The sequence below is a fragment of the Ferrimonas sp. genome, assembly GCF_048263965.1.
Taxonomy (GTDB): Bacteria; Pseudomonadota; Gammaproteobacteria; order Enterobacterales; family Shewanellaceae; genus Ferrimonas.
Genome location: NZ_JBLXDO010000003.1, coordinates 1 through 19,900 on the forward strand (window position 1 = coordinate 1; position 19,900 = coordinate 19,900).

The 19,900-nt window shown below is 56.6% G+C and carries 22 protein-coding genes and 1 tRNA gene; 14 read left to right on the plus strand and 9 right to left on the minus strand.

Translation table 11 applies throughout. The features are described 5' to 3' along the window. Together gap and ACN0RV_RS04175 are read right to left on the minus strand one after the other, a co-directional pair. The coding region (gap, locus tag ACN0RV_RS04170; protein WP_417345855.1) for a type I glyceraldehyde-3-phosphate dehydrogenase at positions 1–1,002 on the minus strand (1,002 nt) is incomplete at its 3' end. Between the two features lie 235 nt (positions 1,003–1,237). After that, positions 1,238–2,026: a DUF2989 domain-containing protein gene (locus ACN0RV_RS04175; protein WP_417345857.1), complete on the minus strand. Its 789-nt coding sequence runs from the start codon at positions 2,024–2,026 to the stop codon at positions 1,238–1,240. A 222-nt stretch (positions 2,027–2,248) separates the two neighbouring features. Here ACN0RV_RS04175 and ACN0RV_RS04180 point away from each other — a divergent pair, with 222 nt between their 5' ends. Further along, positions 2,249–3,676 carry a glyceraldehyde-3-phosphate dehydrogenase gene (locus ACN0RV_RS04180; protein ID WP_417345859.1) on the plus strand — a complete coding sequence of 476 codons (1,428 nt, stop codon included), beginning with the start codon at positions 2,249–2,251 and terminating at the stop codon, positions 3,674–3,676. A 73-nt stretch (positions 3,677–3,749) separates the two neighbouring features. On the opposite strand, the gene ACN0RV_RS04185 is transcribed toward ACN0RV_RS04180, so the two are convergent. The 5 genes from ACN0RV_RS04185 to ACN0RV_RS04205 all read right to left on the minus strand — a co-directional run bounded on the left by ACN0RV_RS04185 (position 3,750) and on the right by ACN0RV_RS04205 (position 5,832). Then, a complete protein-coding gene (locus ACN0RV_RS04185) occupies positions 3,750–4,079 on the minus strand; it encodes a TusE/DsrC/DsvC family sulfur relay protein (protein WP_417346282.1) in 330 nt (109 codons plus the stop codon). A gap of 2 nt (positions 4,080–4,081) precedes the next feature. Further along, positions 4,082–4,369 (minus strand): sulfurtransferase complex subunit TusB, encoded by a 288-nt coding sequence (gene tusB / locus ACN0RV_RS04190; protein WP_417345861.1) that lies wholly within the window; start codon positions 4,367–4,369, stop codon positions 4,082–4,084. Next, entirely contained in the window at positions 4,366–4,722 is a 357-nt protein-coding gene (tusC, locus tag ACN0RV_RS04195) for a sulfurtransferase complex subunit TusC (protein WP_417345863.1), read from the minus strand. The genes tusB and tusC overlap by 4 nt, the downstream gene beginning before the upstream one ends. After that, the gene (gene tusD / locus ACN0RV_RS04200; protein ID WP_417345865.1) at positions 4,722–5,111 is read right to left on the minus strand and encodes a sulfurtransferase complex subunit TusD; all 390 of its coding nucleotides are present in this window, start codon (positions 5,109–5,111) and stop codon (positions 4,722–4,724) included. The genes tusC and tusD overlap by 1 nt, the downstream gene beginning before the upstream one ends. Before the next feature lie 64 nt (positions 5,112–5,175). Further along, positions 5,176–5,832, minus strand: coding sequence for a Bax inhibitor-1/YccA family protein (locus tag ACN0RV_RS04205; protein WP_417345866.1), 657 nt, complete (start codon positions 5,830–5,832; stop codon positions 5,176–5,178). A 406-nt stretch (positions 5,833–6,238) separates the two neighbouring features. Here ACN0RV_RS04205 and ACN0RV_RS04210 point away from each other — a divergent pair, with 406 nt between their 5' ends. The 6 genes from ACN0RV_RS04210 to ACN0RV_RS04235 all read left to right on the plus strand — a co-directional run bounded on the left by ACN0RV_RS04210 (position 6,239) and on the right by ACN0RV_RS04235 (position 10,614). After that, the gene (locus ACN0RV_RS04210; RefSeq protein ID WP_417345868.1) at positions 6,239–6,619 is read left to right on the plus strand and encodes a DUF4440 domain-containing protein; all 381 of its coding nucleotides are present in this window, start codon (positions 6,239–6,241) and stop codon (positions 6,617–6,619) included. A 4-nt stretch (positions 6,620–6,623) separates the two neighbouring features. Continuing rightward, positions 6,624–6,782 carry a hypothetical protein gene (locus tag ACN0RV_RS04215; protein ID WP_417345870.1) on the plus strand — a complete coding sequence of 53 codons (159 nt, stop codon included), beginning with the start codon at positions 6,624–6,626 and terminating at the stop codon, positions 6,780–6,782. 24 nt (positions 6,783–6,806) lie between these two features. Further along, positions 6,807–7,094 carry a GNAT family N-acetyltransferase gene (locus ACN0RV_RS04220; RefSeq protein ID WP_417345871.1) on the plus strand — a complete coding sequence of 96 codons (288 nt, stop codon included), beginning with the start codon at positions 6,807–6,809 and terminating at the stop codon, positions 7,092–7,094. 93 nt (positions 7,095–7,187) lie between these two features. Next, positions 7,188–7,278, plus strand: a tRNA-Ser gene (locus ACN0RV_RS04225). A gap of 432 nt (positions 7,279–7,710) precedes the next feature. Continuing rightward, positions 7,711–9,798, plus strand: coding sequence for an elongation factor G (gene fusA / locus ACN0RV_RS04230; RefSeq protein WP_417345873.1), 2,088 nt, complete (start codon positions 7,711–7,713; stop codon positions 9,796–9,798). A gap of 138 nt (positions 9,799–9,936) precedes the next feature. Continuing rightward, positions 9,937–10,614: a nitroreductase family protein gene (locus tag ACN0RV_RS04235; RefSeq protein ID WP_417345875.1), complete on the plus strand. Its 678-nt coding sequence runs from the start codon at positions 9,937–9,939 to the stop codon at positions 10,612–10,614. Here ACN0RV_RS04235 and ACN0RV_RS04240 read toward each other — a convergent pair whose 3' ends face one another. Both ACN0RV_RS04240 and ACN0RV_RS04245 read right to left on the minus strand, forming a co-directional pair. Then, the gene (locus tag ACN0RV_RS04240) at positions 10,615–11,532 is read right to left on the minus strand and encodes a LysR family transcriptional regulator (RefSeq protein WP_417345877.1); all 918 of its coding nucleotides are present in this window, start codon (positions 11,530–11,532) and stop codon (positions 10,615–10,617) included. Between the two features lie 146 nt (positions 11,533–11,678). Further along, on the minus strand, positions 11,679–12,893 hold the full coding sequence (locus ACN0RV_RS04245; RefSeq protein ID WP_417345879.1) for an OmpP1/FadL family transporter: 1,215 nt from the start codon (positions 12,891–12,893) through the stop codon (positions 11,679–11,681). A gap of 659 nt (positions 12,894–13,552) precedes the next feature. Here ACN0RV_RS04245 and ACN0RV_RS04250 point away from each other — a divergent pair. From ACN0RV_RS04250 to ACN0RV_RS04280, 7 genes are all read left to right on the plus strand, one after another. Continuing rightward, on the plus strand, positions 13,553–15,073 hold the full coding sequence (locus tag ACN0RV_RS04250; protein ID WP_417345881.1) for a reductive dehalogenase: 1,521 nt from the start codon (positions 13,553–13,555) through the stop codon (positions 15,071–15,073). A gap of 10 nt (positions 15,074–15,083) precedes the next feature. After that, positions 15,084–15,362 (plus strand): hypothetical protein, encoded by a 279-nt coding sequence (locus ACN0RV_RS04255; RefSeq protein ID WP_417345883.1) that lies wholly within the window; start codon positions 15,084–15,086, stop codon positions 15,360–15,362. Between the two features lie 64 nt (positions 15,363–15,426). After that, positions 15,427–16,650 carry an FMN-binding protein gene (locus tag ACN0RV_RS04260; RefSeq protein WP_417345884.1) on the plus strand — a complete coding sequence of 408 codons (1,224 nt, stop codon included), beginning with the start codon at positions 15,427–15,429 and terminating at the stop codon, positions 16,648–16,650. 2 nt (positions 16,651–16,652) lie between these two features. Next, on the plus strand, positions 16,653–16,826 hold the full coding sequence (locus ACN0RV_RS04265) for a hypothetical protein (RefSeq protein WP_417345886.1): 174 nt from the start codon (positions 16,653–16,655) through the stop codon (positions 16,824–16,826). After that, complete coding sequence (locus ACN0RV_RS04270) at positions 16,823–17,446, plus strand: hypothetical protein (protein ID WP_417345888.1); 624 nt, start codon at positions 16,823–16,825, stop codon at positions 17,444–17,446. Before ACN0RV_RS04265 ends, ACN0RV_RS04270 begins: the two co-directional genes overlap by 4 nt. After that, on the plus strand, positions 17,430–18,176 hold the full coding sequence (locus ACN0RV_RS04275) for a LuxR C-terminal-related transcriptional regulator (protein ID WP_417345890.1): 747 nt from the start codon (positions 17,430–17,432) through the stop codon (positions 18,174–18,176). The genes ACN0RV_RS04270 and ACN0RV_RS04275 overlap by 17 nt, the downstream gene beginning before the upstream one ends. A gap of 67 nt (positions 18,177–18,243) precedes the next feature. Beyond that, a complete protein-coding gene (locus tag ACN0RV_RS04280; protein WP_417345892.1) occupies positions 18,244–19,899 on the plus strand; it encodes an isovaleryl-CoA dehydrogenase in 1,656 nt (551 codons plus the stop codon). Position 19,900: the final 1 nt, after the last annotated feature.

The window sequence follows — 19,900 nt, forward strand, 5'->3', positions numbered from 1 at the left end:
GGCGTTCATCAGGACAACGGCGTTGTCCAACATACGGTTGGAGAAGCCCCACTCGTTGTCGTACCAGGCCATTACTTTCACCAGGCGACCGTTCACTCGGGTTTGAGTGGCGTCGAAGGTGGAGGAGTAAGGGCTGTGGTTGAAGTCGATGGATACCAGAGGCTCATGGTTTACAGCCAGAACTTCGCTCATGGCACCAGACGCGCACGCTTTCTCGATGATGGCGTTCACTTCCTCGATGGTAGTGTCACGGCTGGCCACGAAGGACAGGTCAACCAGAGAAACGTTTACGGTAGGTACACGAACCGCACCGCCGTCGAACTTACCAGCCAGCTCAGGCACAACCAGGCCAACAGCGGCAGCAGCACCAGTCTTGGTGGGGATCATGTTGACGGCAGCAGCACGGGCGCGACGCAGGTCGGAGTGGTATACATCAGACAGACGCTGGTCGTTGGTGTAAGCGTGAACGGTGGTCATCAGGCCGGACTCGATACCCAACTCGTCGTTCAGCGGCTTAGCAAAAGGCGCCAAGCAGTTGGTGGTACAAGAAGCGTTAGAGATAACGGTCATGTCTGGGGTGATAACGTCGTGGTTAACACCGTAAACAACAGTTGCGTCTACTTCTTTACCTGGAGCGGAGATGATCACTTTCTTGGCGCCAGCTTCGATGTGCTTAGAAGCGGTCGGCTTGGTAGTGAAGATACCGGTACACTCGAACACTACGTCTACGTCCAGTTCTGCCCAAGGCAGCTTGGAGGGGTCGCGCTCGGAGAAGGTCAGAATTTTGTCACCGTTGATGGTGATGGCATCTTCGCTGTGTTCAACTTTTGCGTTGAAGCGACCGTGTACGGAATCGTACTTGGTCAGGTGAGCGTTGATGGATGCGTCACCCAGGTCGTTAATGGCAACGATTTGGATGGGGTAGTCTTTTTCGCTCTCATACAGTGCACGGACGACATTGCGGCCGATACGGCCATATCCATTGATGGCAACTTTGATCATAGCGATACCTGTCTCATAACTTTAATAACTGTGGTTAATTTACAACAATGAAGCCGGTGGTCAAGGGTGACGACGCAATAATTTGCTGTATTTGGGTAAATGTTACGACACATCAAGTTTTGACAGCTTAAAGCCTAGTACACAAAGGGCTAAACCGTGGTGAAGATCACGCTAATCCACGTGGCTCTGTGAGCAAGAAATCATCATTCGGCCTGAAAGGGCAAAAGAAATTTAATTACAGATTTAGACTCTCTGGCTTAAATTTTCCCTCTTCCAGCAGTTCGTCGATCTGCTCCGCTTTCTGGTCCAGCTTGCTCCTCTTCACTCCGGCTGAGTTGGCCAGCAGCCTCAGTCGCTGCTCGTTTACCAGCTTAGGTTGGTGGCGTGATATCAGCTTAGCAAACAGGTAGGCCTGGGCAGGCTGGTCCAGGTTCATGTACTCCTGAGACAACTCCAGGTAGGTATCGATGGCGGGGTAGGGCAACTCATTCAGAGTATCCAGCAGATAATCTACGGCTTTCTGAGGGTTAGTCCTGGAGTAGTAGGAGGCGGCGAACTGCTTCAGCTCCACGGTATCGAGCTCACCATTGCGCTCGGACTGCAGGAACTGGCCCAGGGCCTGGGTGTCGTTCAAGCGGGTCCAGCGGTAGAAGGTGATGTAGGGCGAGGTGTCGCCGCTGGTGCTATTTTGTAGTTTGGTCAGAGACTTCTGTGAAGAGATGTAGCTTTCGATACGAGCGGTTTCCCTCTCCTTGGCCACGATACGGTTCTCGATCATGGTGGCCTTCTCCATGCACTTAACGTAATTCTCCAGTGCAATGAGCTCGTTATACAGGGTATGCCTGTCTGAGTCCTTATGCTCGTAGCGGGTCCAAATCACCTGTGAACGCTCCTTGACACACCACCCGGTGAGGGCGACGTCGGCGCACATTTGAGGGTGGCTTTCGCAGACCTCCTGCAGGGTGAGCCGTGTGTCACAGGCGGTGAGGGGCAGCAGCAGCGCCGCTAAAGCAATTACTCGCATTGTGTAAACTTACCAAAAATTTTCTTAATAACAGCGGTAAACCGCCGATTTGTCTAATTAAATTACGGGTTTAGCTGGCTGGAATCAACCGGATGATCTTCTGTAGAATACCGCCAGCTGGCCAACGTAGCCACGTAATCTGTACCCATTTCATGGTCTTTTGACTTAGTCGACATTATAGGTCCTAAGCTGCAGATCATGCCTAGAAAGGATTTGTCCCAAATGACCGCTGACAAGCATCTGAAAAGCTGGCAAGAACGTTTTGAAATGGCGGAAGCGATGCAGCCCCTGATCGGCAAGCTGTACCGCAACCAGGGCATCGAAGTGCTGGTGTATGGCAAGAGCCTGCTCAACGCCTCCACCATCGACATCATCAAGATGCACCGCCTGGTTCGCAAGCACGAGGGCGACAAGCTGCGCCTGCGTGAAAGCTTCCCCTTCCTGGAAGCCCTGAGCAAGCTGGACGTTAAGTATGCTCGTGTCGACCTGGGCAAAATGGCCATCAACTACTGGCGCAACCACAGCGACGGTAGCGAGATCGAAGCCTATGTTGCCGAAGAGATGGCGCCAGCTTCCAACCAGGAAGTTGAGCAGCGCGACGTTGTGCTGTATGGCTTTGGCCGTATCGGCCGACTGCTGGCTCGCCTGATGATTGAACGCACCGGTGTAGCCAACAACATGCGTCTGCGTGCCATCGTGGTTCGTGGCGGTCGTGAGGGTGACCTGGAGAAGCGCGCCAGCCTGTTGCGTCGTGATTCCATTCATGGTCCTTTCAACGGTTCCATTGAAGTGGATGCCGAGAACAACGCCATCATCGCCAACGGTACCTACATCCAGGTGATCTACGCCAACAGCCCTGATCAGGTGGATTACACCGCTTACGGCATTGACAACGCCCTGGTGGTGGACAACACCGGCATCTGGAAGGATGAAGAGGGCCTGGGTCTGCACCTGAAGTCCAAGGGGACTGCCAAGGTGCTGCTGACCGCGCCTGCCAAGGGCGATATCAAGAACGTGGTGTATGGCGTAAACCAGGCGGACATCCTGGACGAAGACCTGATTGTGTCCGCAGCTTCCTGCACCACCAACGCCATCACCCCAGTGCTGAAGGCGATCAACGACGAGTACGGCATTCGCAACGGCCACGTTGAAACCGTTCACTCCTACACCAACGATCAGAACCTGATCGACAACTACCACAAGGGTGACCGTCGTGGTCGCAGTGCGCCGCTGAACATGGTGCTGACCACCACAGGTGCTGCCAAGGCCGTGGCCAAGGCTCTGCCTGAACTGAAGGGCAAGCTGACCGGCAACGCCATCCGCGTTCCTACTCCTAACGTGTCCATGGCCATCATGAACCTGAACCTGGCCAAGGAAACTGACCGCGACACTCTGAACGAGTACCTGCGTGAAGTTGCCCTGCACTCCAACCTGCAGAGCCAGGTGGACTTTACCGAGTCCACAGAGATTGTGTCTACCGACCTGGTGGGTTCTCGCTACGCCGGTGTGGTGGACTCTCAGGCCACCATCGTGGACGGTGACCGTGCGGTACTGTACGTATGGTACGACAACGAGTTCGGTTACAGCCGTCAGGTGATTCGCGTCATGAAGAAGATGCTGAACCTGACCACTCACGTTATCCCTGCCTAAGAGATAACCGAGATGAAAAAACCGGCGCATGGCGCCGGTTTTTTTGTGTCTGACAAGGTTGTTATTAATGAAGTCAGATGCAACGTGCGGGCTTGGGTAAGCCGGCGATCTTGGTGGCCTGTTTGGCCGGGCCTTTGGGGAACAGCTTGTAGAGGTACTTGGAGTTGCCCTTGTCCTCACCCAGCTTTTGTCCAATCGCTTTAACCAGCACCCGGATGGCGGGGCTGGTATTAAACTCCTCATAGAAGTCGCGCACAAAGTTAACCACTTCCCAGTGAGCGTCGGAGAGTTCGATCCCCTCCTGCTCGGCCAGAATCGGCGCCAGCTCCGGCTGCCACTGACTGGAATCGAGCAGGTAGCCCTGCTTGTCGGTGGCGATCTCCTGGCCATTAAAATTCAACATCATTACCACGCCTGTACTTTCTCAAACTCCAGCGTCAGCTGGACAAATCTATCGTAGTCGACCACTTCAATGGGGGCATTCACCCGTGACATCAAGCCCCGGGCTTCAAGATCTTCCTTGAGTGCATAGCAGGGATGACCAGATAACGGTTGTTGCCACTGAGGCAGTGTGGCAGCGATGACGGCGTCCTGCATCAGCAGAATACCGTCTCCCGGGGTCAGGGCGCGCAGCATCAGGCTGAGCCCATCGGAATCCGAGGGAGAGCGGGATTGGGTATGGAGTACGTTCAAAATGTCAGTACCTGTTCTGTCCGGTTCAATTCCTGGGCGAAATGCGTCTCATCGGCCACATCAACGGCCATCAGCAGATCATCGCGGCTCAAACCCCGTTCTGTCAGAGAGGCGGCGCAGACCCAGATCTCCTCCACGTCATAGAGGGGCAGAGCCTTGAAGGTGGCGATGTAGTCCCGGCCCTCAATGCTGCCAGGTGTCTGCCCCTTAAGCAGCTGATAGACCCCGTCGCCACAGAAGAAGAGTCGGGTCGGGATGTCGTAACTGGCACTGAGCAGTGCCAGGTCCAGCGCCTCACGCCCCCTGGGGGTGCCGTGTGGGGCCCGGGTAAATAGGATTCCTAGCTGTTTCATCAGAATTGCACCGTCCTGTCCACCTGCTGCATGGTAGTCACCAGCTCGCCCAGGCCCCCCAGAATAAAGGGTGAGGCCAGGTTGGCACTGTCCAGGCCGCCATCTTCGGCGGCTTCCGCATCGAGGATACCCCGACGCAGTCCGGCTGAGACGCAGCTGATCAGGGGCACCTTATGCTGCTGGTGAAGGGTATGCCAGCGTTGGGCGAGGTCCAGCTCATCACTGGCGGGCATCAGCATACGGCTGGCATTGAGGACGCCGTGCTGATAGAAGAACACCTGTTCCAGGGTGTGCCCCTGAGCCAACAAGGTTTCACAGAATTTCAGGGCAGACCAGGCGGACTGGCTGCCGTAGGGTTCGCCGTTAACGACGACTAGAAAAGAACTCATTTCGGATTCGTAACCAAAGAAAAAGGCCCCGACTTGGGGCCTTAGTGTATCTCAAACAGGGCGCTTAGTCGTCGCTCATCCCCAACAGGCTCAGCAGGCTGACGAAGATGTTGTACAGCGAGACGAACAGGGTCACAGTGGCGTTGATGTAGTTGCGCTCGCCGCCGTGGATGATGGCACTGGTCTGCATCAGGATGGCTCCGGAAGAGAACAGGATGAACAGGCAGCTCAGGGCCATGCTCAGCGCAGGAATCGCCAGGAAGATGTTGGCGATAAAGGCGGCGATGATCACCCAGAAGCCAGCCATCATCATGCCACCCAGGAAGGACATGTCCTTACCGGTGACCAGCACGTAAGCGGAGAGGCCAAAGAAGGTGAGGGCGGTGCCGCCCAGAGCCATCATGACGATGTCGCCCATGCCTGCGCCCAGATACATGCCCAGGATGGGGCCCAGGGTGTATCCCATGAAGCCGGTCAGGGCGAACACGGACACCAGGCCCATGGCGCTGTTGGCGGTGCGGCTAACCAGGAACAGCAGACCGTAGAAACCCACCAGGGTGATAATGATGCCTGGATGGGGCAATTGCAGTGCCATGGTGACACCGGCGACTGCAGCTGAGAAAGCCAGGGTCATGGCCAGCAGCATATAGGTGTTGCGTAGAACTTTGTTGACCTCGACGCCGGTGGAGCTGGCGACGGTTTCAAAACGTTGGGTCTGCATGTGGACTCCTTTATTGTGGCCCGTTTCTGACAGGTTAGAGCCACCGATTCCTGAAAAGTTTAACTCTACAAGCTGATGTGGGAACGGGGCAACGGTTTTTCAACCAATTTAGTAACAAAACCACAGCTGTGGCCGGTGTTTTCGGGGTGGTTTCGGAAAAACCGTTGCGCGACTTTGGCTTACTCGACCATTTCAGTCTCGTTGACGATTTATGACAAAACTTCTACCTTAGGCGGGTTAGCCTTCCTGAGTCGAAGGCGGCCGCTAGGCAAACAGGTCCGTCAGAGATCGCCAGGTGCCATGACACCTGAAACGTACGGTTTCATACCAAGTGCATGAAGTGTTCGGTCATTGGCTGAATTTTCTGAGATTGGTGTTTTACAGGTTAAGGATTAACTCACTCACTATGGATACTCTAAGCATTGCCCTGGAGCTTGAGCCCCACCTGATTGCCCTGGAAAAAAGGCTGTTTGTTCCCTCCACCCGGCGCAGCCGCGAACTGCTCGCCTTTCTGATTCACAAGGATTTTATCGAAGTGGGGGCGTCTGGCCGCGAGTTTGGTCTGGATGAAGTGCTTAAGCGCCTGCCGGAAGAGGAGGGGTTTGGTGTGGAAGCCCAGAGCTTCAGGGTCAGGCAGTTGGCCCCCAACCTATGCCAGGTGCTCTACAACGCTAAGTTGACCCGGGGCACCGTGGTCAGCCATTCACGCCGAAGCTCGTTGTGGACATTGGAGGATCATCGCTGGCAGATGATTCATCACCAGGGTACGCCCTGTCAGCCTTTTTAGCCTGATGACTGACCTGATTGTTCGTCCGTACCGGACAGAGGACGCTCGGGTTCTGACCGATATCTTCTACGACACCATTCACCACGTTGGTCCTGCTCATTACACCCAGGCACAGGTAAATGCCTGGACACCATTGCCGAAAGAGTATGGCCTTTGGCAGTAGAGGCTCGCCCAATGGCCTCCTGAGGTGGCGGAACTCGATGGCACTGTGGTGGGTTTCATCACCCTGACATCGTCAGGCCATATTGAGTGGACCTATATACACCGTAACCATCAACGCCGGGGCATCGCCTCCCGGCTGTACCTGCACCTGGAGCAGCAGGCTCGTCAACAAGAATTGCGCCGATTGACTGTGGATGCTTCCCGCTTTGCCCGCCCCTTTTTTGAGGCAAAGGGGTTTGTGGTTGTTCGGGAGAACCAAAGCGTTCGCCAAGGTGAAAAACTGCAGAATTGGCGTATGGAAAAGCGCCTTTAGGAAGTCAAACCATCTGTAGGGCAGATCTTTTGTCAATCCCGCTGGATTCAGGGGTTTACACCGGCCGATCCTTTCACTATTATTGCCGCCACTGGAGAGATGGCTGAGTGGTTGAAAGCACCGGTCTTGAAAACCGGCAAGGGTTAATAGCCCTTCTAGGGTTCAAATCCCTATCTCTCCGCCATATTTCGTTCAACCCGCCTTTGAGGCGGGTTTTTTCGTACAACTCGCACTCTGCGAGAGAGTCATGGTCTGAAGTCGCAGCAGCGAACTGACGATTTAGGATTGTCACAAGGGTGTGCGAGACTCAGTCAACGGCAGCAAAAGCGGAGCTCGGCTCCCTGTGATGCCGGGGAGAGGCAACTTGGCGTTGCTTACCCTGGTGAAGAGGCTAAAGATTCCGGTCCCGAATCCCCGTTGGCATTGATGAAGTGGGCTATAATTCGGTCGGCTAAGTCAGGCTTCCCAAACGACGTCGGACGTGAGTATTCCTACCAGCAGCTTGTGATAGGCGATAACTGGCGAAATCATTTCGCTAAGTGCGTATCTTTTGGTTGCAAAAGTGGTATACTCCCCCGCCGAAAAGTGACAACGATTGTTTTTTCAGAGTAAAGCAATGACTGATTTATCAAAATACAGAAATATCGGTATCTTCGCGCACGTTGATGCCGGTAAGACCACCAGTACCGAGCGTATCCTGAAGCTGACCGGTAAGATCCACAAGACCGGTGAAGTGCATGACGGCGCCGCCACCACTGACTTCATGGAGCAGGAAGCTGAGCGTGGTATTACCATTCAGTCTGCTGCTACTACCTGTTTCTGGAACGATCACCGCCTGAACATCATCGACACCCCTGGACACGTTGACTTCACCGTTGAAGTTTACCGTTCCCTGAAGGTTCTCGATGGTGGTGTTGGTGTATTCTGTGGTTCCGGTGGTGTTGAGCCCCAGTCTGAAACCAACTGGCGTTACGCTAACGAATCCGAAGTAGCCCGTCTGATCTTCGTGAACAAGCTGGACCGTATGGGTGCAGACTTCTACCGCGTAGTAGACCAGGTGAAGAACGTACTGGGTGCTCGTCCCCTGGTTATGACCCTGCCTATCGGTATCGAAGATGACTTCAAGGGTGTTGTAGACATCCTGAGCCAGAAGGCTTTCATCTGGGATGACTCCGGTCTGCCTGAGAACTACGAAGTAGTTGAGATCCCTGCCGAGCTGCAGGAGAAGGCTGCCGAGTACCGCGAAGAGCTGATGGAAACCGCTCTGGAGATGGACGAAGACCTGCTGATGGAGTACCTGGAAGAGGGTACTGAGCCTTCCATGGAGCAGATCAAAGCCTGCATCCGTAAGGGTACCCGTGACCTGGCGTTCTTCCCCACCTACTGTGGTTCCGCCTTCAAGAACAAAGGTATCCAGCTGGTACTGGACGCGGTAGTTGACTACCTGCCTGCTCCTACCGAAGTAGACGCTCAGCCTCTGACCGATCCAGAGACTGGTGAGCCTACCGGTGAAGTAGCCACCGTATCCGCTGACGAGCCTCTGCGTGCTCTGGCGTTTAAGATCATGGACGACCGTTTCGGCGCCCTGACCTTTGTCCGCATCTACTCCGGTGTTCTGGAAAAGGGTATGACCATCCTGAACTCCGCCACCGGCAAGACCGAGCGTATCGGTCGTATGGTAGAGATGCACGCCGACGAGCGTACTGAACTGACCCGCGCTCAAGCTGGTGACATCATCGCCGTAGTTGGCATGAAGAACGTGCAGACCGGTCACACCCTGTGTGATCCTAAGCACGAGTGCACCCTGGAGCCCATGATCTTCCCTGAGCCTGTAATCTCCATCGCTGTTGAGCCGAAGGATAAGGGTTCCGTTGAGAAGATGGGTATCGCCATCGGTAAGATGGTTGCTGAAGATCCATCCTTCCAGGTTGAGACCGACGAAGAGTCCGGTCAGACCATCCTGAAGGGTATGGGTGAACTGCACCTGGATATTAAAGTAGACATCCTGAAGCGTACCTACGGCGTTGAGCTGGAAGTTGGTCAGCCTCAGGTTGCTTACCGTGAGACCATCACTTCCGCCATTGAAGACAGCTACACTCACAAGAAGCAGTCTGGTGGTTCCGGTCAGTTCGGTAAGATCGACTACCGCATCAAGCCTGGCGAGCAGGGCTCCGGCTTCACCTTTGCCTCCACTGTTGTGGGCGGTAACGTGCCTAAGGAATTCTGGCCTGCCATTGAGAAGGGCTTCCGTGACATGATGGATACCGGTCCTCTGGCTGGCTTCCCTGTTCTGGACGTTGAAGTTGAGCTGTTCGACGGTGGCTTCCACGCGGTTGACTCCTCTGCAGTGGCCTTCGAAATCGCCGCTAAGGGCGCTTTCCGTCAGTCCATGCCTAAGTCCGGTCCTCAGCTGCTGGAACCCATCATGAAGGTGGACGTGTTCACTCCAGAAGATCACGTTGGTGATGTTATCGGTGACCTGAACCGTCGTCGCGGCATGATCAAGGACCAGGAAGCTGGTGCTACCGGCGTACGCATCAAGGCAGACGTACCTCTGTCCGAGATGTTCGGTTACATCGGTCACCTGCGTACCATGACTTCCGGTCGTGGCCAGTTCTCCATGGAGTTCAGCCACTACGCACCTTGTCCTGCTAACGTTGCCGAAGAGGTAATTGCAGAGACCAAGGCTAAGAACGCCAAGTAATTCTTGAGTTCTTCCCTAAAGCCCCGGCCCAGTGCCGGGGCTTTTGTTTTTCTGATACATAAACCTTGTGCACGAAACTTGTTCATTCCGATCCAGGTGTTAGCATTAGTCTATTGAGCTTTCACAAGGAGTGAGTGCATGCAGCCCCACGACCGTATTCCCCTCGATGACTTTGTCGAATATGACGCTGATGAGATGGTTCAGCGTTCCTCCGAGCATCTGGCACACCTGCGCAGACGCCACTCCATTCGCAGCTTTTCGAATCGTCCTGTTCCCCAGGAGGTGATTGAGAATTGTCTGCTGGCCGCCGGCAGTGCCCCCAGCGGCGCCAACCACCAGCCCTGGCACTTTGTGGCCATCAGATCTGACGAGGTCAAGAAGCAGATTCGAGAGCATGCAGAGCTTCAGGAGCGGGGGTTCTATGACGAGAAGCGAGCGGGGGAGGAGTGGCTCAAAGCTTTAAAACCTCTGGGCACAGATGCCAACAAACCCTATCTGGAGATCGCTCCCTGGCTGATTGCGGTATTCAGTAAGAAGAAGGGCGGGATGCACGACGATGGGGAGACCACCAACTACTATGTGCACGAGTCGGTGGGCATCGCCACCGGATTTCTGCTCAATGCGCTGCACAGCAGCGGCCTGGCGACCCTGACCCACACCCCCAAGCCGATGAGCTTCCTCTCCAAGGTGTGTGGTCGTGGTGACAATGAGCGCCCCTATATGCTGATTGTGGCGGGCTACCCGGCAGAGGGTGCCACCATCCCCCTTCATGCGACTCACAAGAAGTCTCTTGAGGAGATCTCCAGCTTCCTGTGATCAGACTTGGGCCGGGGCAGGCTTGCCCAGCAGTTGACTGTCCCTGGCCATCTCGATAAACAGCCTCAGACGCTGATTTTCAAAGGGGGTTCTGGGGTAGATGGCCCACAGGGGCCCCGGGGTCGCATGGCGGCCCTCAAACAGGCGCACCATCTCGCCGCTTTCCAGGTACTTCTCGCAGCAGAAATCCGGTAACCAGCAGATGCCGTGACCCAGCAGGGTCATCTGCAGGGCGGCTTCCGCCTCATCCAGCATCAAGTTGCTTTTCACCTGCAGGGTCTTTTGCTGCTCTCCATCCTGCCACAACCAGTCACCATCTTTGAAGTCGGTGTAGTTGAGTACCACCAGATCGTGGTTGGCCAACTCGGTGATGCTGTCAGGGACCCCTTTTCGCTCCAGGTAGTCGCGACTGGCGTAGAAGTCCCTCTGGGTCAGGGAGAGGGGCTCATTGATGAAGCTCTTGTCCTCCAGGGGCTTGGTGTTGAACATCAGATCCACATCGAACTTGGTGGCATCTGGCGGCGACCAGGTGGACTTGAGCTCCAGATCGATGCCTGGGTAGGTTTTGACGAACCGGGACAGCACCGGGCCGGCTATGACCCGGTTGAACAGGCCCAGGGCACTGACCCTTAGCCGGCCCACAGGCTCGCCGCTGGCACTCTTCATCTGCTCGGTGGCAGTTTGCCAGTGCTGCTCAATGTTGAGGCTGTGTTCCAGGAAGGCTTCCCCCTCCTGAGTCAGGGACAACTGACGGGTGGAGCGCTGGAACAGGGTGACGCCCAGGTGGGCTTCCAGCTGTTTCACCCGGCGGGTAACGCTGGGGCGGGGCAGGGACAGGGAGTCGGCGGCCCGGGCAAAGCTGCCCAGGCGGGCAATCTGGTTAACCAGGCGAATGTCATCGAGAGTCACTTGATGCATAGAGGGACAACCCAGAAGTAGTTGGCGAATGACACAAAGGGTATCAGTGGATGAAACGCTGCCCAAGGGTTGGCGGGGATTTCTCGGGCCTTTATTGCAGTTTCCCCCAGCATCCATTCGGTACTGGGGGAATCTGTCTCCTGGTATTAGAAGTGGTGTGCCAGTCCCAGGCTCAGGATATGTACATGGGCTTCTGAGTGACCGGATACTGTCTGGCTGAAGGGTTGACCAGCAATCGGGTCAAATCCTTCGATGGTCTGATTTACCTCGATGTCACCCAGATCCAGATACTGATAGCTGAGGTCCAACTGAGTGCTGGGGCTCAGGGTCCAGCTCAGGCCGGCGGCATAGGCGATCTGCCGGTCCACCGGTGGATCCAGCTTATGGTTGACCTTGGACACGGCGGACTCGTCGTAGGCGATGCCCGCTTTCAGGGTCAGCGCGGAGGAGACCTGATAGTGCACGCCCAGCGCACCGCTCCAGGCGTCCTGCCAGTTGCGGGGCACCAGGATGGTGGGACCATTGTCGTGTTCAATCAGGCTTCGGTCCATATCAGACCACTGGGCCCACTCGATGTCTGCCAGCAGGCTGAGAGCCGGTGTGAGTTGGTGTTGTACACTGAAGGTCACCAGGTCCGCCAGATTAAATTGCTGGGTGGCCTGATCGTGCACCGGGCCCATGGGAGTGGACATGGCGGTATCGCCCCGAAGCTGATGCTCGACGCCGGCTACATAGCGCAGTCCCAGGCTGGTGTGTTGCCAGGGGCGGTAGAGCAGGCCCAGGGCCCAGGCCAGCTCGGTGTCGTCCAGCGTTAGGGTTTCTTCGGCGCCGGGGAAGGGATCCAGGGTCAGCTCCCAACTCATGTAACTGACACCCAGGCTGGCCCCCACTGACCATTGATCATTGATGCGGTAGCCCAAGGAGGCTTGAGCGACGCCGATCATCACCTCCACCGATTCGATGAAGTTGGACCCGGCCCAGTTGTCACCAAAGTCAGTGGCTCCGCCGGCTGGTGAGGCCAGTGCCAGGCCAAATCCCCAGTCCTCACCCAAAGGCTGGCCATAGAACAGGGAACCGCCGCCGCTGAGCCCTACGCCATAGTCGGTGCTCTTGCGTCTCTGTTCGTAGTCCGGGTTGGTGCCGGTTGAGCCCTGGTCATGGAAGGTGAAGCTGTCCTCAATCAGCAGCAGTGTGCCCTGAACCTCTCGCTGCTGCAGATACGCCAGGCCAGCCGGGTTGTTGAAGGCGGCGCCGGCGCTGGTGTCGGTCGCTCGTCCGGCACCGGCGCTGCCAAGATAGGCTGATGCAGTGTCGTCACGCAGGATGCCACTGGCTTGTGCAGACAGTGAAGTGGTTGCCATTATCATTACCGCAATAGTGCTGCGCCGATAATTCATATATCCCCCTTATATATTTAAGGTTTAGTGTTTTTGTTGGTGTAATTATTTGCAGCGGACTATATCTCTGCCGGAATTAATAGTGGTATGACTTTTCAGCAATTTCGTGAGAGTGAACAAATTAATTTCAAATTGTTGATCTCACTATTTTTCGGCAGGTAAAACACTATTTCAGATCTGATAACTCTGTTTGCTCTTTCCTGGCGGGTTATCGGTTGCCGTATGCCATTTTAAGTGACCTCAATGGTCTGTGGTGCGGCTTTGCTCCCTTGTGCAAACTGTTGTTGGTATTGGGTTTTATAGCAAAGTGTTAGCCGTATCCCAGAATTGACAACTCATTGGCCTGGCAAGGGAGGCGAGCAGGAGTGACTAACCCCTTTTATTAAAAGGGTTTTTATCCATTTCACAGTGATACGATTATCAATAATGAAATACTGAGTTGTTTGATTTGGTCTATTTGAGCCGGATTGTCTTCACTATTATTAGCTTGAAGCTGACACGTCCGGAATAATTTTCTTAACTTTTTGTTGAGCAGGTTTATTTCGGCCTGGAATATGAGAAAAACCATGACTGAAAATAGAAACCAGGCAAATTCCCGGTCCTCTAAGGATCATGAGGGTTTGTTGGAAAACCCCGAACGACGCAAGTTATTTAAACGTGCCGCCATTGGTGGTGGTGCTGTACTCGCCGCGGGCCTGGGCGCCTATGGTGCCGGGCGCGCATCCATCGAAGGCAAGATAAACGATCAGTGGCCCATTCTGGCCGATGACTTTAAGCCCTTCCCGGGCGAAAGTCATATGTGGTCCTATGCCGGCAGTCCCTTCCTGATGATGCGTCATCCCGAGCGTAACGAGCAGTTCGGTCGACTGGTCAAGGGCAACCCCAACTACAACTTTCAGTTGCAGGTGCCGCGCTTCGAACAGAAGGGGCATGATAACTCCCGCCCAGGCTTTACCCAATTGGATCGTGCTTTAGGGCATGCTGGCTGGTGCCCTCCCCACAAGTGGGACTTGCGCCTGGGGGCCATGGGGGTGCCGGACACCACCTGGTTCTCCTGGGATCAGTCGGATATGGAGCATGAGCAGTATGAGTTCGCCTCCAAGCAGCAGGCGGCCAATGCCATTCGCAGTGCCGCCCGTGTGTTTGGCGCCGCCCGCTGTGGTATTGCCAAGCGGGATAAGCGTTGGGATTACGATCCCATCTACCACGCCGGCCCCACAGTGGATATGTTTGCCGAGATGGAGCGCCGCGGTGTCAGCAAGATCACCGACCCACAAGAGATGGCCAAGGCGTTGATGGGGGCCCTGGAGGAGTTCAAACCGGTCGAGAAGCAGCTCTCCTGGGAGAAAGACTTCCCGTTCACCCCTAAGACGGTGATCGTGATGGCGGTGCCCATGGATTACGACAACCTGGCGACCGCACCCACCTATACCTCCGGTGCAACCGTCGGCGATGGTTACACCAAGATGGCCACTCTGGCATCTCAGATGGCCAAGTTTATCCGTGGACTGGGTTATCACGCGGTTGCGTCAGGCAACGATCTGGGTAACTCCGTCGCTTACGGCATCGCCGCGGGCATGGGTGAGGGCGCTCGTAACGGCCAGTTGATCGTGCCTGGCTACGGCCCCCGAATCCGCCTGTGCAAGGTATACACCGACTTCGAGTTTGTTGACTACGACCAGCCGCGCACCTGGGGCATCGAGGACTTCTGTAAAACCTGTAAGAAGTGCGCCGAAGCCTGCCCCTCCAAGGCTCTGCCCATGGATGAGGACACCACCTTTACCTTTGTGGGTGAGCACTCGGAACAGCCCGGATACAACTGGAACAACCATGAGGGGATCAAGAAGTTCCACGTCGATTCCAAACGTTGCTTCGATTACTGGATGGAGAGCGACGGCGACTGTGCCGCCTGTAATGCGGCCTGTACCTTCAATGAGCCGGACTTCTGGCATCACTGGATGATCGTGGCAGCCAACCCCTTCGTGCCCTCCACCCTCCATGGGGTGATGTCAGAGATGCACCCCGCCTTCGGCTATGGCGCCACTCAGGACCCCACCAAGGTGGCCAAGTTCTGGAACACAGGTGAAGGGATGAGGGTGAACCCCACCAACCGTAACGTATTTGGCGCCGTTGGCCGCTCATAAGGAGGAGATCATGGAATTAATTGAATTTTTCATCATGGGGATCCTGTTCACCCTGGGTGTGCAGGGGATGGCTTATCTGTCGGTTAAGGCGCAGCTGCCGGTTACCGCCTGGATTGGGATGATCACCGGAGGCCTGATGTTCCTGTTTGGCATTGGTTGGGCAGGCAGCTCCTTCATTGAGAATGTCCCTCAGTCCGGCGCCCTGGGCCTGGCGGCCTTCTGTATGCCCGGACTGTTGCTGATGGCCTTCATCTGGCGCAAATACGCCCCCAAGGGCGCCCGCCTGTAAGCCTCAGCCAGTCAATGGCCGTGCCGATCATCCTCCGGCACGGCCCCATTTCTCAGAGCGTATTATGAGTAAGAGACAACAGATTCCCTCCTCCCTGATAAGCCTGGCTGCCTGGTTGAGCCTGGCCCTGGCGTTCGTGGTGGGCCAACTTGGCAATCAGCCCGACTACCCGGCACTTCTGGCCAAGAGCTTTCCCGGTGCCCAGTTGGTGGAGCAGGCGGACAACAACGGCGGCCCGGTCGTACTCGAGTGGGTCAACCGTCAACAGGATCAACCCCAGGTGGTGATCCTTGGAGAGGGGCAGGGCTACGGCGGCCCACTGCAGGTGGCGGTGACCGCCAGCCGCACCGAGGAGGGGGCCCGGGTTCACGGTGTCCACCTGATCGATCACCGGGAGACCCCACCCTATGTAGAGCGGCTGGTAAAGAAGCAGTTCTTCCGCCAATTCGCCGGTGCCAGCGTCACCGATGACTTTCTGCTCGACACGGATATCGATTCCTTTTCCGGCGCCACAGTCACTGCCCGGGGCATCAGTCAGGCGCTGCGAGGATCCCTGCATCTGGGCGCGGTAAAACATCTGGGGCTGGAACCCAGCTGGACTCTGGATCCTTGGGTCTTCGGATGGGAGGAAGCGGGCATGCTGCTGCTGGCTCTGGGGGCCGTGGCGGTCAGCGTCGGTGGGCGAAGCAAGCCGATGAGCTGGCTGAAAACGGCGCTTCCCCTGGTTTCCCTGCTGTTTGTGGGGTTCTACACCAACGCCTCCATCAGCATCGGCAGCCTGGGCAGCATACTGCTTGGCTACCTGCCCAGCATCAAGCAGCACCCCATCTGGTGGATTCTGATGGGCACCATAGTGCTGGGTGTGGTGTTTATGGGTCGAAACCTCTACTGCAACAAGCTGTGTCCCTATGCCGCGGTGCAATCGCTGCTGCATAAGATCACCGGCATCAATATGAAGGCGCCCAGGTGGCTGAACAAGCATGGTCGCGGTCTGGTTCTGGGGATGATCTGGGCCTCGTTGATGCTGATCTTCCTGTCGCGCCATCCTTCCATGGGGGCTTATGAGCCTTTCTCGATGATGTTTGCCCTCGAGGGGGTTGGCTTGCAGTGGTACATCCTGCCTCTCTCGCTGTTCGGTACCTGCTTTGTGCCGGATTTCTGGTGTCGCTACTTCTGCCCCGTGGGTCTGACCATCAATGAGTCGGTGAAACTGCGACGCAAGTGGGTCAATCGATTGAGCCAGCGTCGACAAGCGGGTCAATCCATCGTCGTGCAAACCAAGGAGTAACCATGTCCAGAGTGAAATCCCGGGGTGACGCTCACCCCATCACCCAGCTGCTCAGCGTGATCACTTTGGCGCTGGTGCTGCTGTTCTTTGTGGGGTCGGCCGATTCCATTGTCGCCGATGGCGTACTGAGCCGTTTTGCACAGCAGCTTGGTTGGGCTGAAGGGGGCGTGCAATGAGATACGGACCCGAGCGTTGGCTTGCCTGCAACCACTGTGGTGGTGCCCTGAGGTTTCGTGCGCTTCCCCAGGTGGATGCCCGGTTGGCCCAGCTGTGGAGTGACGGTTATGTGGACAGCCCCTCGGTACCGGAACAGCCTTTGGTGGTGGCCTGTGGTCACTGCCAGGCGGCGGTATGGCTGCCTGAGCTGGCAGACGCACCGTGCTGTGAAGGGGGGGATTACCGGGCCCTGACCGAGGCGGAGTTGTGGACCCAGGCAGAGGCCTATGGAGAGGAGCCTTCCGAGCATCAGTTGCATGTGAGGCTGAGGCTCTGGCAGCTGGCCAATCACCGCCATCGCGGCGGCGAGTCACAGGTGACCTGGAGTGAGCGTGAGCGAGGTAATCTGGAAAGGATCCTGGGGTTGCTGGACCTCTCTTCGGCCACCGAGGTGATGACGGCGGTTGAGGTGTCCAGGCAACTGGGGCTGTTCAATCAGGCGTTGGGGCTGCTGGTCCAGCTGGAGGCTGAGTTGCCTTCGGCCCTGGTGACAGAAGTTGAGCAGCGAATCAAGGCCCGGGACTCCAGAGTGTTTTGCTTTAAAGCCAATGGGGAGGCCAGGCATGATCGCTGCCGCTAAACAGCTTCAGGAGCCGGGCTGCGATCATCAGGGGCTGCAGCAGATGCTGGCCGCCCTTAATGAGCAGCTGGGATTGGCGGGAATATGGTATTGCTATGACATCGCTCATCCGGGGAAGTGGCGCAAAAGGGTCAAAAGCAGTGACCAGATGATACGCAGCTTCGTTCGTCGTCGCCGGCTGTTTGCCAGCAGCGGCACCGCGGCTGAGCTGTGGCAGCAGCAGATGACTCACTATCAAGGTCTGAGTCATGTTCTCGAAGGGATCTGGAATCAGCAGGTTTACTTCTGGCCCATGCGAGAGTTGCCGCATGCGATGAATCGCCGTCTGACCAAGGCTGGTGTGGAGGCGCTGGTGACCTTTACCGTCGATTGCCCGCTTTCCCCCGAATTTCGTGGGCGCTTCACCCTGTTGTTACCGGACAGCCAGTCTGTGGCTCAGATCATCGCCACCGCTGAGGTGGTACAGCGACAACTGCGGGAGCTGCAGGTCAAGATTGCCCTGGAATTCGGTAAGTCCATCAACCCTCTGGTGGATTACAACATCGTCAATCCGTTGTCGGCCTACATTCTTGGCTTGTTGGCCCAGGGGCAGGACAGGGAGCAGGTTTCCGCCCAGCTCAGGTTGACTCTGCGCGGAGTGGACTACCACGTCAGCGTGCTCAAAGAGCTGTTGGAGGCCAGGAACATTGCTCAGCTGGTGTATCGTGCGGGGCAGTGCCAACTGATTTGATTTGCTTTACCCAACGGAGTCTAAACGCTAGTTTAAATGTTCAGCAATTGAGCAGGGAGAGCCGTTGATGAACCATCCTACAGACCCGAGCACCGCAACCCATGAGGTGTTTAACCAGCCGCCCGCGCTGGAGAATTACAACCTGTTTGATGCTGATATCCCGCTTCAGGAACTGCTTGCCAGGGAAGGGGGCAGTTGGGGTGAGGAGCGGGTTCGTCACCTCGGTGCCACCCTGGGACAGAGTGAGTGGATTGCCCGGGGATTTCAGGCAAACGAGCAGATACCCAGATTCCACAGCCACGATCGCTTTGGTCATCGCATTGACCTGGTGGAGTTTCACCCCGCCTATCATGAGCTGATGGCATTGGCGGTGGACTCAGGATTGCCCACACTGCCCTGGACGCACCCTCAGCCTGGCGCCCACGTGACACGCATGGCACTGAGCTACCTCTACAGTCAGGTGGAGGCGGGCTCAGGCTGTCCCCTGACCATGACCTTTGCGGCGGTTCCCCCCTTACAAAAGCTCAGCCCCAAAGCCGGCCAGTGGCTGCAAAGACTGCTTCATGGTCGCTATGACCCGGCCAACGCTCCCATAGAGCAGAAGCACGGGGTCACCATAGGGATGGCGATGACCGAAAAGCAGGGTGGCACGGATGTGCGGGCCAACACCAGCCGTGCCGATGAGGTTGATGGCGAACTCTATCGCCTCACCGGCCACAAATGGTTCTGCTCGGCGCCCATGTGCGATGCCTTCCTGGTGCTGGCCCAGGCCCAAGGCGGGCTCACCTGTTTCCTGATGCCCAGGTGGTGTCCTGATGGCAGTAAAAATGCGCTGCAGATACAGCGCCTGAAAGAGAAGATGGGCAATCGTTCCAATGCCTCCTCCGAGATAGAGTTTCGCGATGCCCTGGCCTGGCGTCTGGGAGAGGAGGGACGTGGGGTGGCCACCATCATCGAGATGGTGGCATTGACCCGCTACGACTGCATGATTGGTTCCACGGCACTGATGCGCCAGGCGGTGGCCCAGGTGACTCACCACATTGCTCATCGCAGCGTTCTTGGCAAGCGCCTGATCGATCAACCCCTGATGCAGAATGTGGTGGCAGATCTCTGCCTGGAGGTGGAGGGCGCCCTGGCGATGACCGGTCGGGTGGCCCGGGCCCTGGACAACCAGGACAGTGAAGCACAGCGGCTGTTGGTGCGCATCACCACCGCCGTGGGTAAATACTGGATCTGCAAGAGGGCCACCAGCCAGATAGGGGAGGCCCAGGAGTGCCTGGGTGGCGTTGGTTATGTGGAGGAGAGCATTCTTCCCCGGCTCTACCGGGAAGCACCGGTCAACTCCATCTGGGAGGGCAGTGGCAATGTGCAGTGTCTGGACCTGATGCGGGCCATCTCAAAGACGCCAGCGGTGGCCGAGGTCTTCATGGAGGAGCTGGGGCAGGCCCGTGGGGGGCATCGTCTCTACGATGCTTATCTGGATAGGCTCGGGACCCTGGTGACGGATCTCGGGGATATGGAGTACCGCGGCCGCGCGGTGATGGAGCGTCTGGCCCTTGGGTTCCAGGCTGCCCAGCTGATTCGCGCCGGTAATGAAACTGTGGTGGATGCTTTTTGTCGCAGTCGGCTGGAGCAGAGCCACGGTTACTGTTTTGGCAATCTGCCCAGTGGCATCGATTGTCGGGCCATCATTGAGCGGGCCATACCCATATCCGAATACTAGG

Excerpts from the sequence above, each read along its gene's own strand:
- ACN0RV_RS04265 (WP_417345886.1), top strand. The coding sequence starts at position 16,653 with ATGTCCAGAGTGAAATCCCGGGGTGACGCTCACCCCATCACCCAGCTG.
- ACN0RV_RS04210 (WP_417345868.1), top strand. The coding sequence starts at position 6,239 with ATGGATACTCTAAGCATTGCCCTGGAGCTTGAGCCCCACCTGATTGCC.
- tusC (WP_417345863.1), bottom strand. The coding sequence starts at position 4,722 with ATGAAACAGCTAGGAATCCTATTTACCCGGGCCCCACACGGCACCCCC.
- ACN0RV_RS04255 (WP_417345883.1), top strand. The coding sequence starts at position 15,084 with ATGGAATTAATTGAATTTTTCATCATGGGGATCCTGTTCACCCTGGGT.
- ACN0RV_RS04215 (WP_417345870.1), top strand. The coding sequence starts at position 6,624 with ATGACTGACCTGATTGTTCGTCCGTACCGGACAGAGGACGCTCGGGTT.
- fusA (WP_417345873.1), top strand. The coding sequence starts at position 7,711 with ATGACTGATTTATCAAAATACAGAAATATCGGTATCTTCGCGCACGTT.
- ACN0RV_RS04235 (WP_417345875.1), top strand. The coding sequence starts at position 9,937 with ATGCAGCCCCACGACCGTATTCCCCTCGATGACTTTGTCGAATATGAC.
- ACN0RV_RS04280 (WP_417345892.1), top strand. The coding sequence starts at position 18,244 with ATGAACCATCCTACAGACCCGAGCACCGCAACCCATGAGGTGTTTAAC.
- ACN0RV_RS04185 (WP_417346282.1), bottom strand. The coding sequence starts at position 4,079 with ATGTTGAATTTTAATGGCCAGGAGATCGCCACCGACAAGCAGGGCTAC.
- ACN0RV_RS04275 (WP_417345890.1), top strand. The coding sequence starts at position 17,430 with ATGATCGCTGCCGCTAAACAGCTTCAGGAGCCGGGCTGCGATCATCAG.
- tusD (WP_417345865.1), bottom strand. The coding sequence starts at position 5,111 with ATGAGTTCTTTTCTAGTCGTCGTTAACGGCGAACCCTACGGCAGCCAG.
- ACN0RV_RS04175 (WP_417345857.1), bottom strand. The coding sequence starts at position 2,026 with ATGCGAGTAATTGCTTTAGCGGCGCTGCTGCTGCCCCTCACCGCCTGT.
- ACN0RV_RS04270 (WP_417345888.1), top strand. The coding sequence starts at position 16,823 with ATGAGATACGGACCCGAGCGTTGGCTTGCCTGCAACCACTGTGGTGGT.
- ACN0RV_RS04260 (WP_417345884.1), top strand. The coding sequence starts at position 15,427 with ATGAGTAAGAGACAACAGATTCCCTCCTCCCTGATAAGCCTGGCTGCC.
- ACN0RV_RS04240 (WP_417345877.1), bottom strand. The coding sequence starts at position 11,532 with ATGCATCAAGTGACTCTCGATGACATTCGCCTGGTTAACCAGATTGCC.
- ACN0RV_RS04180 (WP_417345859.1), top strand. The coding sequence starts at position 2,249 with ATGACCGCTGACAAGCATCTGAAAAGCTGGCAAGAACGTTTTGAAATG.
- ACN0RV_RS04245 (WP_417345879.1), bottom strand. The coding sequence starts at position 12,893 with ATGGCAACCACTTCACTGTCTGCACAAGCCAGTGGCATCCTGCGTGAC.
- ACN0RV_RS04205 (WP_417345866.1), bottom strand. The coding sequence starts at position 5,832 with ATGCAGACCCAACGTTTTGAAACCGTCGCCAGCTCCACCGGCGTCGAG.